Origin of the sequence: Motilimonas thetidivivens, from assembly GCF_046452435.1 — a bacterium.
In the GTDB taxonomy this organism is placed as follows: Bacteria; Pseudomonadota; Gammaproteobacteria; order Enterobacterales; family CBDFNC01; genus Motilimonas.
This window is the reverse complement of the sequence record NZ_JBKFDK010000004.1, coordinates 54849-70985: the sequence shown is the minus strand read 5'-3', so window position 1 is coordinate 70985 and position 16137 is coordinate 54849. Positions and strand designations below refer to the sequence as shown.

The 16137-nt window shown below is 45.8% G+C and carries 9 protein-coding genes; 2 read left to right on the top strand and 7 right to left on the bottom strand.

The window, feature by feature from the left end:
• The first annotated feature begins 30 nt into the window (after positions 1-30).
• Positions 31-576, top strand: coding sequence for a YaeQ family protein (locus ACK8OT_RS04550; protein WP_410195327.1), 546 nt, complete (start codon positions 31-33; stop codon positions 574-576).
• On the opposite strand, the gene ACK8OT_RS04545 is transcribed toward ACK8OT_RS04550, so the two are convergent.
• The 5 genes from ACK8OT_RS04545 to ACK8OT_RS04525 all read right to left on the bottom strand — a co-directional run bounded on the left by ACK8OT_RS04545 (position 570) and on the right by ACK8OT_RS04525 (position 12390).
• Entirely contained in the window at positions 570-3374 is a 2805-nt protein-coding gene (locus ACK8OT_RS04545; protein ID WP_410195326.1) for an AAA domain-containing protein, read from the bottom strand. The two genes, ACK8OT_RS04550 and ACK8OT_RS04545, sit on opposite strands and share 7 nt — an antisense overlap.
• 358 nt (positions 3375-3732) lie before the next feature.
• Entirely contained in the window at positions 3733-4419 is a 687-nt protein-coding gene (locus ACK8OT_RS04540) for a phospholipase D-like domain-containing protein (RefSeq protein WP_410195325.1), read from the bottom strand.
• Positions 4420-4422: 3 nt separating this feature from the next.
• Positions 4423-9441, bottom strand: a complete 5019-nt coding sequence (locus ACK8OT_RS04535) for a DNA repair ATPase (protein WP_410195324.1) — start codon at positions 9439-9441, stop codon at positions 4423-4425.
• A gap of 75 nt (positions 9442-9516) precedes the next feature.
• Positions 9517-11760: a hypothetical protein gene (locus ACK8OT_RS04530; protein ID WP_410195323.1), complete on the bottom strand. Its 2244-nt coding sequence runs from the start codon at positions 11758-11760 to the stop codon at positions 9517-9519.
• Positions 11761-11781: 21 nt separating this feature from the next.
• Positions 11782-12390 carry a hypothetical protein gene (locus ACK8OT_RS04525; protein WP_410195322.1) on the bottom strand — a complete coding sequence of 203 codons (609 nt, stop codon included), beginning with the start codon at positions 12388-12390 and terminating at the stop codon, positions 11782-11784.
• A gap of 333 nt (positions 12391-12723) precedes the next feature.
• Here ACK8OT_RS04525 and ACK8OT_RS04520 point away from each other — a divergent pair, with 333 nt between their 5' ends.
• On the top strand, positions 12724-12975 hold the full coding sequence (locus ACK8OT_RS04520; RefSeq protein WP_410195321.1) for a hypothetical protein: 252 nt from the start codon (positions 12724-12726) through the stop codon (positions 12973-12975).
• 263 nt (positions 12976-13238) lie between these two features.
• On the opposite strand, the gene ACK8OT_RS04515 is transcribed toward ACK8OT_RS04520, so the two are convergent.
• Positions 13239-14282 carry a lactonase family protein gene (locus ACK8OT_RS04515; RefSeq protein WP_410195320.1) on the bottom strand — a complete coding sequence of 348 codons (1044 nt, stop codon included), beginning with the start codon at positions 14280-14282 and terminating at the stop codon, positions 13239-13241.
• Between the two features lie 27 nt (positions 14283-14309).
• Positions 14310-15893 carry an ATP-binding protein gene (locus ACK8OT_RS04510; RefSeq protein WP_410195319.1) on the bottom strand — a complete coding sequence of 528 codons (1584 nt, stop codon included), beginning with the start codon at positions 15891-15893 and terminating at the stop codon, positions 14310-14312.
• Between the last annotated feature and the right edge of the window lie 244 nt (positions 15894-16137).

The window sequence follows — 16137 nt, the reverse complement described above, 5'->3', positions numbered from 1 at the left end:
CACTTTTAATGTGGCTAATAGGAATGATACATGGCAATTGGTGCAACGATTATCAAGGCAAGATTACAGCTTGCCAATATGGACTCTCATTTATATCAAGACTACAACTTAACCTTGGCCCAACATCCTTCGGAAAACGCCCAGCGTTTGATGGTTAGGTTGCTGGCATTTGCTTTACAAGCAAGGGAAAACCTCTCCTTTACCAAGGGGTTATGTGCTGATGATGAGCCGGAGTTATGGGCTAAGTCCCTCACTGATGAAATTGAGCTCTGGGTTGAGCTAGGGACGCCAGAAGAAAAACGCTTGAAAAAGGCCTGCGCTAGAGCCAAACAAGTGGTGCTTTATACCTATGGTGGTGGTAGCGCCGATATTTGGTGGCAACAAAATCATAAGCAACTGGCGAAGCTGAACAAGTTGGTTGTTTATAATCTTGCCTATGAGCAAACCCAAGCCCTCGCCGAGTTGTACCAAAAAGCCATGGATATACAGGTGTCGGTACAAGATGGTGAAGTGTTGGTCAGCTCCGAGTTAGGAACGGTCACCCTATCGCCACAATTACTCCAAGGCGATCAGTAAATACTGTTTTCTTGACTGGTCAGGCCGGTTTCACTGGCCCCCAGTAACTGTATTATTTGCTGTAATACCCGATGTTTTTGATTGACCCATCGGGTATAGGTGAGGGGATACAGGGTTAAACCTGCACGTTGAAATATTTGGTAACGGCTGAGATGGTAATAGTCTTGTGATTCGCCGGGATAGCCAATTAAGTCAATGGCTAAGGTTTTATCGCCGTATTCACACATTAAATCTAGCTCAGCCCCTGCAATAGGGTAGTTTTTCCACGTGTTGATCCCATTTAGTGTTAATAAGCGCGATACCTCGGCCTGAAAAGCATCAAAGTCAGTGTTGTCATCCAAAGAGTATTGATGATTGCGCTCAATACTGTGCACATATTCAAATAATAATGATTGTGATGGCAAACGATGGGGACGACTCGATAAAAAGACATATTGCTCATCACGGGCGCGCGTAACCGCAACATTAAACACATCGCTGCGGTTGATATAACGAAATTGATGGCCACTGCTTTGCTCATCGACACACATGCTTAGCAACATGATATCGCGCTCTTCGCCTTGGAAGCCGTATGCGGTTTCAATTTTGATCCGGTGATTTTTGATTTGGTCGGGCGTGGCATATTTAGTAACTAACTTTTGCAGCAGCAAGGTTTGCTCGCGAAATGGCGACAAAATACCTATGCTAGAGTTCAGTCCCATCGCGCTTTGTAGGTGTAGCTTAGTTTGCAGAAACGCCATCACTGCCAGTGCTTCTTGCTGGTTTTTGCCGTTTTTATATTGCCCTTGGCAAGGCATGATCGACAAGGGATAGTCGGGGGTGTTGCCCGGTTTATGGCGCATGATTTTGAGCCGCTGGTGGTAAAACTTACGGTTACTAAAATCAATTAGGGCACTTTTACTGCGAAAGTGTTCATCTAAGACAACAATCGCCTGTTGCTGCTTAATGTGACGATTTGCGAGATCTAACACACTGACATTGCGATAGTCGAATTCGTTGGTTTGACTCACGAGATCATAACGCGCTTGCAGTTTCGCTTGTTTGTCTTTGGATAAAAACGAGATAAACCTAAGTTGTTTATCATCGCCGACAATGACCACGTGTTTGGCGCGGTAAATCGCAGGCAAGGTGCTGGCTATATCACATTGGCTGGCTTCGTCGATGATCACCAAATCAAATAGCTCTGCTTTTAATGGGAGGCTTCGATGTAGGTCTCCTAAGGTGCCAAGCCAGACCGGCATGGCCTTGAGCAAAATATTGTAATCGATCGAATCAAAGCGGCTGGCTTGTTCACTTGAGTTTGTGGCGTTGATGGCCTCTCTAAAGCGACTAAGCTGGGCTCGATGATTATGTAATACATGGTGCAACCGGCGACGGCGGCTATCACTAATATAATGGCCAAGGGCAAGGTGGCGAATACGTTGTTGTTTGGTGATTTCAGCAAACACGTCAAACAATATGTCTTGATTTAATGTGGCCCGTTTGGCCCACCAAGCATTGAAACGGTTCCACAAGGAGTCGTGCTGTTGGGCTTTCCAAGTGTGCATGCCATAACGAATGGCTTTTTGACAGCGCTTGGCAAACTGTTTTTCTAAGCGCTGCATTTTGAGTTTTTGCTTGAGCAAACTCTCACTGGAGTGCTTTTTCGTTGGCGTATCTTGTTGGGTCAGATAACCACTGAGTAAATCTTTAAGATAGCGCTTTAATTTTTTATGGTAGCTAGCATCGCCTACGCGCACGACAAAATCTTGCTGTCCTAGCATAGATTCTATCTTGTCGCCGACAATGTTCACGCTTTCATTGTTTTGCCCTACTACTAAGACAGACTCCCCCTGCAGGTAACGCTCTAAGGCGAGGCAAGCGATGGTATAAGATTTCCCTGTGCCCGGAGGGCCCACTATCTGACTAACGGGAAAACGTGCCGCATTGATCAGAGCTTGGCGCTGTGCATGACTGAGTAATGCAGGAATATTATCGGGATCAGCGGCGGTTAAACCACTAAGATATTCTCGCCCAGTGGCGGGGGATACCGTTGACTTTTGACGCTGAACCGAAGCGGTTTGCTCTATGCCCGTTAATAACATATTGACCGACTGCGGCAGGTATGAAGAAACCGCCATGGCTTTGAGATCATGCAAAATGCCGCGCGATGCCAGTGAATATTTGACTAAGGTGATCGCCGATGCCGAGATCAGACTATACTTGTCATCTTGGCTATGAAGCTGCTTAGCTTCGATGTCGTCTTCACTGCTCAGGTTGGGGTAATGATAAAGCTCAAGACAATTTATCTTATCACTGAGTGAGCTGAGCCAATGGCTTAGCTTAGCAACATCCAACTCGGTGATGCCTTGGCTGATAAACTCTGGCTCGTTAGGTTGCTTGCCTTCCGCCAGAGTCCAGCGTAGTAAGGGCCAATTAACGATTGGCTTACTTTTATCAATAGTGAGGTAGTACTCATTATTATCCATACTGACTTGGGCATGGTAATAGAGTAGCGGCGCACAAACTTTACGTTTACCTGGATAGCTCGACGGTAATTTACCGAGTAAGAAAAAGCTGCAGTAGAGTAGGGTTTTCTCTCTTTGGTAGATGTTTTGTGCTTGATACAAGGCTTCACCGTAGCTTTTCGCTAGGGGGAGGCGAGGTATGTCATTACTCACGAGTGACTCGCGCCCTTGCATAAAGCGGGTGAATTCACAATCTCGATGATAAACATTAAATAGAGTTAAATCTCGATTATCCGCTTGATAACAAGCGCGATAATAACGAATGAGATTACGACAACTCCGGTCTAGCATACATTTCCCTGAGACAGATAACTTGCCAAGCGAGCACCTTGCTCATTCTGCAATGCTGGCGTTAAAAGTAAAGTGACTAACGATTAAAGTTTGAACTCGGTGAAGCCTGTTTAGACGAACATTTGAGTCAGCAGGCTAACATAGCAACTTATACTGTGAGGGAAAACTTAATTATTGTTTATATTTAGGCTCGCAGCCTAAACTGGATTGTTTATATTTAGGCTGCGAGCCTAAACTGGATTGTTTATATTTAGGCTGCGAGCCTAAATTAGATTGTTTATATTTAGGCTGCGAGCCTAAATTGGATTGTTTACGTTTAGGTCAGCACTGAGGTTAGCTGACCTAAACGTAGCGTCGACTAACCTAGCTTGTGCCAAAGGCGCTCAAACTCGCGCTGAAAGGCATTAACCAATTTGGGATTATCCGTGGTGGCTATATTCTCTTGATTATATTTAGAGGCGCTGCGGGTCCAGTTAAAGCTACCATTAAGCAGCACTTTTTGGTCAAACAAGGCAAATTTATGGTGCATGTGGTGTTCGGTTCTATCTACCACCACAGGTATGCCGCTATCACTTAAGCGATAAACATCTGAGCCTTTGTCATTGCGTTTATCATTGTCGGAAATGATGCGCACGGCAATGCCGCGTTGATGGGCTTGTAAAATAGCGTCGGTGATTTCATTACAAGAAATCGTAAACACGCAAATATCTATGCTATGGCGTGCCTGCTGGCATAAGCTGACAATGCGGTTAAGGCAATCACTGCCGGGACTAAAGCAAGCATCGGCCACTATGCTGGGCTGCTGGCTATTTTTATCTAAGGTTTTCACCACATTTTCGAGCCATTTGATGGCGCGAAATTGCTGTTCATCAAATTCATTGTTTGCCAACAGCAAGGCAAAGGCTTTATTGCGGATAAAGCTGATGCTGTCGGGCTGGGTTTGTAAGCTTTGAGTTAACTCGGCCAAGGCGTGCTTTTCATCCCTGTCGAGTTTGTTGTCCTCAAGGCTGGCGAGCAGTATTTGCTCTATTTGTTGTTGATCCATCAATTATTCCTTCACATGCTTGGGCTTTTTGCTGATGCTCACCTGAGTTTTACCGGTTTCCGTGGTACTGCGCTTAAAGCGATAACGGGTTTGGCTTAAGGTATCGTTAATACTGTTAAGGTTGGCATTCATATCCAGTAGTTGAGACACGGCTTTTAGGGTCATATCGCCATCACCACCAAGGGTCTTATGTTTAACAAAGTCAGCTTTAATTTGTTGCCAACGCTGGCTTTGTTCTGGGGTCATGTTACCGCGCAGCTCGGCCAATTTGAGCAGGTTCTCCTCCGCCCCCGCGGCGAGCATTTGCGCTTCACCTAGGTAGTGATCTTCAATCAACTGCATCAGCTCGGCATCATTCATCACCGAAGATACCTTCTCGGCCATCTTGTTCATGTTGCGATAACTGCCTTGCAGCTTAAATGGCGGCTCGGTGCGGTATTTGTCTGCTTGAGCAGCAGACGCAATATAGCTTTGGTTAACCGCGAGCACCACTTGCTGGATTTGCAGTAACTTAGCTAACACACCGGTGATTTCATTGAGCTCAGCGCCGCTGTAACCATGCTCAAGTTCACTGCTATCCACTTGGTTGCCTTTGGCAAGTTCAACCAGTTTATAGAAGTCTTGCTGTGAGCGAGTAGCAAGTGGCGCGAGTACTGGATTTGAGGTCATGCCGTTTTCAAGGTAACTCAAGGCGAAGGCTTCATCCATGCCGCCTAAGATATCACCTAGGTTATAAATATCGGCACGGTTAGCCAGCATGTCGGGGATTTGAAACGCTTCGCCCGATTCGGTGTAAGGGTTACCCGCCATGATCACGCAGAATTTTTTGCCACGTAAATCATAGGTTTTTGGTTGGCCTTGCCAGATACCTTCAATCCGTCTGGTGCCGTCACACAGCGAAATGAATTTTTGCAAAAATTCAGGGTTGGTGTGCTGAATATCATCCAGATACAGCATCACGTTGTTACCCATTTCTAAGCCTAAGTTGAGTTTAAGTAACTCGGCTTTCGCGGTGGCGTTGGGTGCCTGCTCGGGATCGAGTGAATCCACCACATGACCGATGGACGGACAGTTGATTTTCATGAAAATCAATCCCAACCGGCTGGCAATGTATTCCATCAGGGTGGTTTTACCATAACCCGGTGGCGAGATAAGCATCAACAAGCCCATTAAATCGGTGCGTTTACTTTCGCCGACGGTGCCCATTTGCTTGGCTAAGTTATCACCTATGATGGGTAAATAGGCATCATTGATTAACTTGTTACGCACAAAAGAAGATAGCGGTCTTGGCTTAAACTCATTGAGGCGCAGCTGCGCTTTTTGCTTTTGCGTGACTTGGTTACGCACCGCTAAAAACTCGGCATAGCCGGGCAACACGCTTTGCTGGTGATGCTCAAGGCGTTGTAAAAAGTCGTCCAGTGAGATATCTAATTTGCGATCTTTGATGCGGCTGTGTTGCCCCATCAAACCATCCACCTGAAATTCAAGTTCTACTTCGTGAACGCGGCGGCTGAGTCGGCCCTCACCGTTAATCAGGGCAATGGCCTCTGGAATATAGGCTTGCCATTTGGCCATCGCTTTATTACTGACTAAGGCTTGCAGCCAAGCTTGAGTCAGAGCCCAGCGCTGCCCTATCTTGCCTTTGAGTTTTTCCAAGCTATGTTGGTAGGAGTGCCAAGACTCGGTGTCCATGGCGCGCCGTAACTCTTGCGCCAGATGATCGGCGTATTTGCTGGTGGCAAATACAACCGGCTCTTTGGCCAGCTCTTGCACTAGATAACGCGCACTGAGATTGATCGACGTGGCATCCAAGGGTAACTCGGTTTCCTTGGCAAAGGCGTGTTGAGCTTGTGTTATTTCTTGCTCAAGTAAATGCCGGGCGTCACTGGAATTAAAGATGGATTCCATTCTAAGTGCTGACTTGGCGCGCTCTGGCCAAGTTTGCATTTGCTCTTGCTGTTGGCAGTTAGCCCAAAAAATAGCGCCAAAGCCTCTACTTAATGGTGGGAATTTGAGCACGTCGGCTTGGCTTAACGCGGGCAACAGTTGGCTCAATATTAGGCTGGCATCATGATCATGAATACCCCGCTCATAGCCTTCTTTATAACGTGGCGCGGCAAAATCGCGTACCAGTTGGTTTAATTGGGCTTGATCGGTTTGTGCTAATCGCAGCTGCTCTTGAGTTAGGCCCGCTTCATTGCGCTCGGCGCAATCGAGAATTTGTTTAACTAGGTATTCTGCGCGATAAACCTGTTTGGTTTCCGACTCAATTTCTTGGCTCCAAAACGCGTTTAGTCGGTTCAGCTCGGGGTCGCTGGCGACATCAAAATAGTCGGTTCCCGTTAAGTGGAAAACTAATTGCTCGCCCTTAGGTAGCAAGGTGAGATCCAGCTCTTGAGTGTTAACGGTAAACTTATGGCGTGGGCCGAGTTTAATGACGTTACCACCGTCTTCAAAGATCTCGCTTTTATCGCGCAGCGAGCGAATGGCTTGGTCTTTACTGTTTTTAAACTTGGCTTCGATGTCATCGGCCTTCACCGAGTCATCTATCTCGCGCAGCTGCGCCACTAAATCGTAAATTTTTAGGGCGAGGGCATCGGAAGCAAAAAAGGTATTGAGCTGCTCTAGCTCGCTAAACTTTTGCACCCGACGCGTGATGCTGGCTAAGATCCGCTCGGCCGCATCTTTTAGCGTGCTGGCCTTACGCTGGCGGGCTTCAACCATACGCTGTCGATGACTTTCAAAGCTCTCAATAACTTCTTCGCGCTTGGTCAGAATGTCGGCTAGAAATTCTTCTTGCTCGCTAAATTGGCTTTCTAACTCTTCGAGTTGCACCAATAAGCGTGATAATTGCTCATCCGCTTTTTCGGGTGTATTCGCTAAGCCGAGGGCATTAGTTATGCTTTGACTAAACAGCTTAAATTGGGCAGAAAACTGCGCTAAGGATTCGGCGCTGCCTAGGCTTTGCTTTTTATGTTTGGCGTTGGCCTTGGTTTGGTTTAAACGGCCATAAATTTCTGAAATCGTATCTATGATGCGGGTGCGCACCGTTGCATCATTCACCTTTAGGGTAGCCATTAGCTCGGATAATAAATCCAGCCCGGCAGCCATTTGCTCAAGTTGCTCGGCAACGGGCTCAAGCTCGGCCACCGACACGACTTTTTCTAACTCATTGTTTAAGTTAACGAGTTTGTCGTTATAAGGTGCCAGTGAAGACTCTTTGGCAAGAAACTCCACGGTTTTTTGGCTAAGGCTTGCTTCTGCTTGCTCCAGCTTTTTGCCCATCTCAGCCAACGGCTCGGCGTCCATATAACGCATGGTTTTGATGGTGAGCAAATGGCCTTTTTGTTTGCGAATGGCATCGAGGCCGCCAACAAAATTTTCTGGAGTTTGCCAAGAGTCGGGCGTAATGCTAGATAGGATCTTATTTTGCTGCTGCTGAGCTTGCTGTAGTGCTTGGCGCGCTTGCTGGCGGATGGTTTCTACTTTTTCAAACTCATCTAACACCAACTCAGCAGTGGCTGAAATTTGGCGTAGCAGGTCTTCGATGCCATCGACTTGCTTGGCCGCCATCCAATGATAGCTATCAAACATGCGATTGACGCTTTTTATCAATTCGCCGTAGAGCTTGGTTGAAACGCTTTGATTGTTAATGGCTTTAACTGTGCTAAATAATTCCGAGATACCTCGTACCAGTTCGGCATTACCTATCTTGCCGTAAAAGCTTTGCTTGGTTGGCTGGGCGCTGGCGTATTCGTCGGAGCAAAATGGTGTTTGCCAAATTTGCATCGGATGTACACGAGTTGGCTCATCTTCGGCATAAAATAACACCACGCGGCCATCATTTAGGGCGGCGTAGCCATGACCAAATAAAGGGTTTTCTAGGCTTTTATTGATCAGGTTATAGGCATACAGGCCAACCTTGCCTTCGACAGGCTCATAAAAGACATAAAGTACGTCTTCGCCGTTGGGGCTTTTGATGGTTTGGCGATATTCTAGGCCAGTTATATCATCATCGAAGGTTTTGTATTCGCCGTTTTGCAGGTAATAACCGCCGGGGAAAATGACGCCATGATTTTCAGGTAATTGGCGACAGGCATGGCCAATATTGTCAATACGGACCACGGTTTCCGTATTGCGGTTAAATACTAAGTAACGCCACTTTTCTTCGCGATAAGGCAGTATTTTTAACAGAATCAGCGAGCCGACTTCGGCATATAAAAAGCGGGCATCATCAAGAGATTGATTGTCGTCCTCAACATCTTCGGCGTAAATACCCAGACCTGAATCGGTATTGTTTTCAATCTTGATGGTCAGATCACCTTGGGTGGTTTCCACAAACAAGGTGTCTAAAATATTCATGTGGGGGAAACGGCCCGCCACTTCGTTTTCACGGCTACATTCGCGCCACTCAAAGTCATATTGAGCGGGCGGGATAAGGTCACGCTCGCCGCGATTATCTATGTATTCTAGGGTTTTACCATCGCTACTTATGCTCCAGCGAAAAACCCTGACATCAGACATTTTCAAACCAATTTGGAAGCTGGCTAAGAGTTTGCCATCACGTATGGTGAGTCTGAGTAGGCGAGCTTCTTTGTAATAGGTATAAAGCTCGGTGAAATCTTGGTCAAATCTGGGGTTGTCTAAAAAGCTACCTGAGATGGGCTCATGGTGCATCTCATAACCGGCGTCGGTCTGGTTGAGCTTGTAGAGTCCAAAGACGTCGGATATTTTTATTTCTTGTTTCAGGCCAATGAAAACATTGTAGCCAAATAGCAAGTAATCGCCTGCGCATACAATATCGCGGGCTTGGCAGTTGTTTTCGGTGCGAACTCGTACTCGGCCAAGTACGTGCATATCTTCGCGGCCAAATTCTTTCAGTCTGGCTTGATTGAGTTTTTGGGTCTTTTGCTCTAGCTCTGTACCTTGTTGATTAAGGCGAGCGCGAATGACTTGGTAGGCACCGCCTTCGGCAACGGCGGCAAGATCTTGTTCATTCTCTGCAACAGTGTGATCCGACATCATGCATCCTTTCTTTTGTGCCCTTTACATTAGTGCCGACTTGAAAGCTCAAGTCGGCAGACAAACAATCGCAACCTAAGCGTCTTTAGACTCAGTGGTTGCTTGGTTTGCTTTGGCTTTTTCGTTTAATAAGCCACCTAACACATCAGATGAGTTTTGCTTTGCTGTTTGCTCTGGTGATACTTGTGATGGTTCTTCACCGCCAATGAATTTATTCAGCAATGCCGCAACCGAAGGCGTTTTACCGACCAGACCATTGATGGATTTACCGACCGTCAGGGCTTTACTTAATGAGTTAAAGTAATCGCCTTGGCCGCCCACAATGTCGATGTTGGCTTTTTCAAGAGCTGAAGACAGTACTTGAGCTTGCTGCACTGCAACGTCTTTATTAACGCTAATGGCTTGCATAGCTTGCTCAAAGTCTTTTTCAAGCTGCATACGGAACTCTTCGTGCTCGCGAGCCTCTTTGGACATGGTTGCCATGGCACTGAATTTCTCAACCAGGCCTTGTGCTTCGGCGTGGAATTTCGCACTTAACACGTCTGCTTCCGCCATACCTTGCTCTTTATCACCTTTGGCTTGCGCAGACAGTTTCTGTGCCAGTACTTCGGCTTCTGCGACACCTAGCTCGCGAGAAGCAAGGGCTTTGGCCAAGCCAATGTCTTTATCACCTTTGGCTTGCGCGCTGAGTTTCTCAGCCAATACCATGGCCTGAGTAAGGCCGATATCTTTGTCACCTTGCGCTTGTGCACTGAGTTTTTCTGCCAATACTTTCGCTTCCGCAAGGCCATCTTTTTCTTTGGCACTGGCGTTGGCTTCCAGTACGCGCGCTTTCGCTAGGCCGACTTGCTCATCACCTTGAGCACGAGCGATTAAGGTTTCTTGCTCAACCTTAGCTTTGGCTAAGCCTTCTTTCTCTAGGGCATCGGCTAGGGCTTCTTTCACACGCGCTTCAGCCAAACCAGGCGCTGAGTTTTCAGCCTCGAGACCTTCGGCCATTTTCTTCATGGCATCGGCATTTTTCGCTGCGGCTTCGAGGTCGGCTTGGGCCATGGTCATGATTTTTTGCGCTTCGTGACGGGCTTTAATTTCATCGGCTTCGGCTTGTTTAACCTGTTTCACTAGCTCTTCTTGAGCTTGCGCTTCGGCCTGCAGAATAACAACCTGACGATTACGATCGGCTTCAGACACTTCACGTACTTCTTTAATGCGCTCTTCTTCTTCTGCCACGGTTTTCTCAACCGCGATACGCTCACGTACTACGTTGGCGATTTCTTTCTTCTCAACTTCGAGGGCGCGCTCTTTCTCTATGGTTTGCAGCGCGACTTCACGCTCGCGTGAGACCACTTCAAGATCCTTAGCGCGTTGCACTCGCTCTTGCTCCACGCCGATGGCGCGTTCGCGGTTTTGCTGTGAAACTTCAATTTCACGTAATTTATTTTCTTCTTGAATGGCAATATTTTGTTCGGTTTGAATACGTGCTGATTCGGCCTTGAGGCGCTCTTCTTCTTCCACCTTAAGCTGTTCAGACTTCTCGCGCGCTTTAATGTTGGCGACTTCACGCTCTTGTTTCGCTCGCGCTTCTTTCTCTTGGCGATCAAGCACTAGTAAATGCTCAATGGTTTCAACGTTTTTCTTCTTGATGGCGCGCTCTTCATCGCGAATGTATTCGTTGGTTTTGACGTTTTCTCTTGAAGTGACTTCAGTGATTTTACGAATACCTTCCGAGTCCATGATGTTGTTTGGATCGAGGGCTGATTTCGGCGTTTGCTCTAGATAATCAATGGCGACGTCTTCCAGCGCATAACCGTTTAAGTCATTACCTATGGTTTTAACAATTTCATCACGGAAAAATGCTCGCTCTTCAAATAGTTGCAAGAACTCCATTTTTTTACCTACGGTTTTCAAGGCTTCTGAGAATTTGGCATTAAATAGCTCGTTCACTGCATCTTTATCGGAAGCGCGATCGGCACCGATGGATTTAGCAACTTTTAGCACATCTTCCGCTGTTTCGTTAACCCGTAAATAAAAGGCAACGGTAATGTCGGCGCGCATGTTGTCTAAACAGATAAGGCCATCTTTACCTCGGCGATCTATTTCAAGCGTAATCAATGAAATACGCATTTTTTCCATCTTGTGGATCACGGGGATCACAAGAGCACCGGTAAAGCGTACCTTAGGAATGGCTTGTGTGGTGTTGACGATTAAGGCGGTACCTTGTGGCACCTTGATGTAAAACGCTTTGACTAATAAAGCAAAGCCTAACAAAATCCCGAAGCCAATGCCGACGATGATCAATATGGTAGTGATATCTAACATAGTTTTTCCCTAAAACAATGATTACAAATGGGCTGTGACAATGTAGGAATCTTGCTCTCGCAAGTATTCCACCAGTAACACTGAGTCGCCACGATTAAGTTGATTGGGTTGGTGTGCTCTGATTTTTATAATGATTCCTGCGCCGCCATCATTGAAGTTGGCTTCACCAAAACTATCGGTGACGCTGGTACTTCGAACAATGGCCACTTGACCGACAAGATCTTGCTTACTTAACACTTCTTGATCGCGAAACACCTTGCGTAACGGCTTAACGCATTGACTGGCAATGACATCACCGATTAATAGGCTGAATAACATGGCGATAGCACCTAAGCCGTAGTAAGCCAAACCGGGTTCAACAAGTTGGTTAAGTTGGTTTTGGATAATTAAGCTAACTACCCAAGAAAAATAAAACAGTAAAGACAACGCGATGGTGACGGGCACGCCATCTAGTTTGAGCTTTGCCATCAAGCCCGAAAAATCTAAGAATGAGTCGTCGACGTCAAAGTCGAGCATCTCGATTTCTGTCATACCGATGACAGTCGCGAGCCAATAAAGCGAAAAAAGCAGCACAAAGGCGGTAAAGATGGCAGTTGGAAAACTGAATGCAAGATTTAAAAACATGCTCATTATCTAATCCTTACCTCGGATAAAAAAATTTTTATGCTAAAGATGATCAACTAATCAAAAATAAATGCTTGTTTATATCAGCTATGTATAGCTGGCGCAATTACGTGTTTGACTTTTAGTTGTCGTTTTTATGGCGATCCCATAGTCATCACAATCTTTACAACCAGTTGTTCTTTCTAGTTGATTATTCTTTTTACTAATTAACGAAAGTTAATCCTATAAACACCGGATATTTACTAATGGGGTTATAAGATGAGCTCAACTTCATCAAGGTTGCTGCTTTTTTACTTGAACTAAAACGTAAAGGGTAAAAGTGAGCAATAAAGGAGCGTTATGAAATCTTATTCGTCTTATGTGCAAGTACTGCGTCAGAGTCAATCTGGTGGTGGTTTTCAGGCCGTGCTAAGAAGCCTTGTTTTAGTGTCTTTATTTGTCTTAGCACTGCCACTTTTAGTTTTGCTACTCGGCTTGCAGCTGTTCATGGGAGTTGTTTTGTTGTGTATTACTGCTGTCCGCGGAGCTAAGCGGCCAAGTAAAGACAAAGTGGTATGGAGTAATGGCGAGAAGGTCATCAACCCCATGTAATGATTAGTTTGTTGTGTGTTTGAATTTGTTTTTGCGTTAATTGTTTTTAGTTCTACTTGTATATCCTGTTTCTATTGTGCTTGTCACCATCCCCTTTGCCCAACCTCTGCGTTGGGCTTTTTTTTGCTTGCTCTGCTCAATTTATTTTGTGTGTTCTCTAATTTGTAAGCAAAGTGCTTGTCAACTGCTATGCCCTTTGCCCAACCTAAGGGTTGGGCTTTTTGTGTGCGCTCTACTCACTCTAAGCGTTGGTTTTTTCTCGGCTAATCGATAAAGCAAATACAAGACGGGGCGTTAACTTCATAAGCCGTGTCGGTCAGGGTTAAATGGCCTGTATCAGGATCCCTTAACAGTAAATTAATGGAATTACTTTGCTGGTTAGCGACCACTAATGAACACTGATCTGGACTGATGGCAAAATGACGAGGAAACTTGCCGCCACTTGGACAGCTTGCCATGTATTTAAGTTGCAGCAGAGTTGGCTCTACGCTAAAGCAACTAATTGAATCGTCACCGCGATTACTGACATATAAAAATTTCCCCGCGCTATCTAAGGCGATTTCTGCAGGGTAGTTAAGGGTATCTGTGTCGGTGGCGGCTAAGGTTTCTATCAAAGCTAATTCGCCAGCTTCAGAAATGCTGAGTTGGCTGATGCTGTTATTGAGTTCATTGGCAACATAAAGGTAGGCTCCACTTGGGTGAAACGCACAATGGCGTGGTCCGCTTCCCGCGGGCATGTTAAAGCTTGCCACCTTTTGTAACCCTTGGTTTTGGTCAAAACCATAGGTGGTTAAGGTATCACAGCCTAAGTCTGCAACCACAATCCAAGCGCCATTCGGTGATATGCTTGCGCTGTGTATATGGGCTTGGCTTTGCCGCTCTGAAATGATACTCGAACCATGATGTTGAAACAGTTGCGCAGCCTTATCGAGTGGGGTTTGGCCTAAGATGTTAAAGTAAGCAAGATTACCGCCACTGTAGTTTGAGCAAACTAGGCCAAGTTTATGTAAGGCTAAATGGCAAGGATGGCTGCCTTGGCTTAGCTGTTGCGCGATAAGTTTAGGCTGTAGCGGTTGGCTTAAATCAAACTGAGCGATCCAACCACTGGCTTGATCAGCGGCGGTATCAATTTCGCTCACGGCGAATAACTGTTGATTTGGCTTATCAAAATGTAAATAACTGGCGCTTGCTATCGAGTCAACAGTGGTCTGTGGCTGTAGCTGCCATTGCTCATTAATTTGGCACAGTTTGATCCCGTGAATACTGGGTTGATTGGCTAAGTTATAACTGCCAACGTAAATTAACATTATTGCTCTCTCAAGATCTGGTGTTCTTTAATTCAATGGTAATTGAACGAGGAATTGTGTCCCTTTTCCTTGTTCACTTTCTACCGAGATATCACCGCCGTGTTGCTCGATGATGGCATGACTGATAGACAAGCCCAGTCCCGTGCCTTTACCTACCTCTTTGGTCGTGAAGAAAGGATCAAATATCCTGTCTATCGCATCGCTTGGGATCCCCGAGCCGCTATCATAGACTTCGATTAACAGTCGACGGTCTTTTTGAAAGGCTTTAATCCCAACCACTTTTACTTCGCTATTTTCTACGGCATCGCGGGCATTAACGAGAAGATTTAACAGTACTTGCTCGATTTGAACCTTGTTGCATTTTATTTGCGGCAAGGCTGGGGCTATATTTTCTCTGACTTCAATATTCTTGCTGGTAAATTGGCGTTTTAGAAACATTAAGCTGCTTTTTATTAGCTCCTCAGAACTGATACTTTGATGCTCATCGTGAGCCGAATCACGGCCAAAGCAACGTAGCTGCTTAATGATACTTTGTGCCCTGTCGACTTGCTGCATAATGTCGGTGAACGATTTGACCACGCGATTGGTTTTATTTTGGGCAAGGAATTCGGGGCCCATTTCAGCGTTCATGCTGATGACTTGCAAGGGCTGGTTAAGCTCATGGGCAATACCGGTTGCCATTTCACCTAACGAAGCTAATTTAGTCGAATGCACTAATTGTGATTGTGTGTTGGCAATCTCTTTGTTTTTTAGTCGTAATTCTTCATTTTTCATCTCTAGCTCGTGCTTTTTACGCTCAACTTGTCTGGCAAAGTAGAAAGAAAATGAAAGTAAGAAGGAAATGCATAAACCAAAGGTTAATACCATGGCGGGCAATAGGCTTTTGCTTCTCGATAACACAGATTGAGAAGGCCAGTTATAGATTTCCCATTGGCGGCCAAATACAGGCAGTTTAGTTTGTAACATGTTTTGGTCGACGCGAGTATTTTCTGGGACTTGTTGATAAACAATTTGGCCCGCTTCCATCATGGTTATCGGCGTATCAAAATGACCCGTTTCAAGGATCACGCTCATCAATTGATTAAAGCTAAAGATACCGATGAGATAACCATCAAATTCGCCCTTGGGGAAAAGCGGAAGAACCACCACAAAGCCTTTGCCGTCTTGGGCTAGCTCTAAGCTTTGTGAAATCGCAACGGTTTGGCTTTGTTTGGCTTGAGCCAAGGCATTATTGTGGTATTGGCTCACTTCACTAAGCAATTTTTTTACTTCGCTGACCTGCCTGATGGGAGCAACCCACTGGATTTGATTGTATTTATCGACCCAAGCTAAGCTGTGATAGGCCTGCTCGTAAGTCATAAAATTCATCGCATCAAACAGCCATTGATCGAACGGGGTTCCGTTGTTGTATTCCCAGCGCTTTGCCATGCGTTTTAAAGATTGCACTTGCTCGGTGAGCTGCACCTTGATGACTTTGGCAATGTTGTGGCTTTGGCTGGCCACTTCCGAACCAATAACTTGATTTTCGTAGCGTTTAAGATAGTGCCATGAACCAACAGAGAGAGCGGCGCCAAGAGATAAAATAATCCCGGCAATAATTTGGTACTTCACTTTAACATCCTTGATGTGGCTGCATTACAGCTATGGCTTATTGTTTTGTGCTGATAATGCTATTTATATACCCAAGACACTTCAAGATGCAGGATTCAGAGCCGCTCATTCTGTTCAGTTTGAGGCAAAAAGACGAAGGAATGGCATTCCCTTTCGAGGCTTTTTAACGACAAAATGGACAAAATGAGCGGCTCCCAAAGGGCGAGTTTTGTAGGCTGTTATGCTTTGTTGCTGATTTTCAACG

Coding starts and splice junctions, on each gene's coding strand:
- ACK8OT_RS04550 (WP_410195327.1), top strand. CDS start 31: ATGGCAATTGGTGCAACGATTATCAAGGCAAGATTACAGCTTGCCAAT.
- ACK8OT_RS04545 (WP_410195326.1), bottom strand. CDS start 3,374: ATGCTAGACCGGAGTTGTCGTAATCTCATTCGTTATTATCGCGCTTGT.
- ACK8OT_RS04540 (WP_410195325.1), bottom strand. CDS start 4,419: ATGGATCAACAACAAATAGAGCAAATACTGCTCGCCAGCCTTGAGGAC.
- ACK8OT_RS04535 (WP_410195324.1), bottom strand. CDS start 9,441: ATGTCGGATCACACTGTTGCAGAGAATGAACAAGATCTTGCCGCCGTT.
- ACK8OT_RS04530 (WP_410195323.1), bottom strand. CDS start 11,760: ATGTTAGATATCACTACCATATTGATCATCGTCGGCATTGGCTTCGGG.
- ACK8OT_RS04525 (WP_410195322.1), bottom strand. CDS start 12,390: ATGAGCATGTTTTTAAATCTTGCATTCAGTTTTCCAACTGCCATCTTT.
- ACK8OT_RS04520 (WP_410195321.1), top strand. CDS start 12,724: ATGAAATCTTATTCGTCTTATGTGCAAGTACTGCGTCAGAGTCAATCT.
- ACK8OT_RS04515 (WP_410195320.1), bottom strand. CDS start 14,282: ATGTTAATTTACGTTGGCAGTTATAACTTAGCCAATCAACCCAGTATT.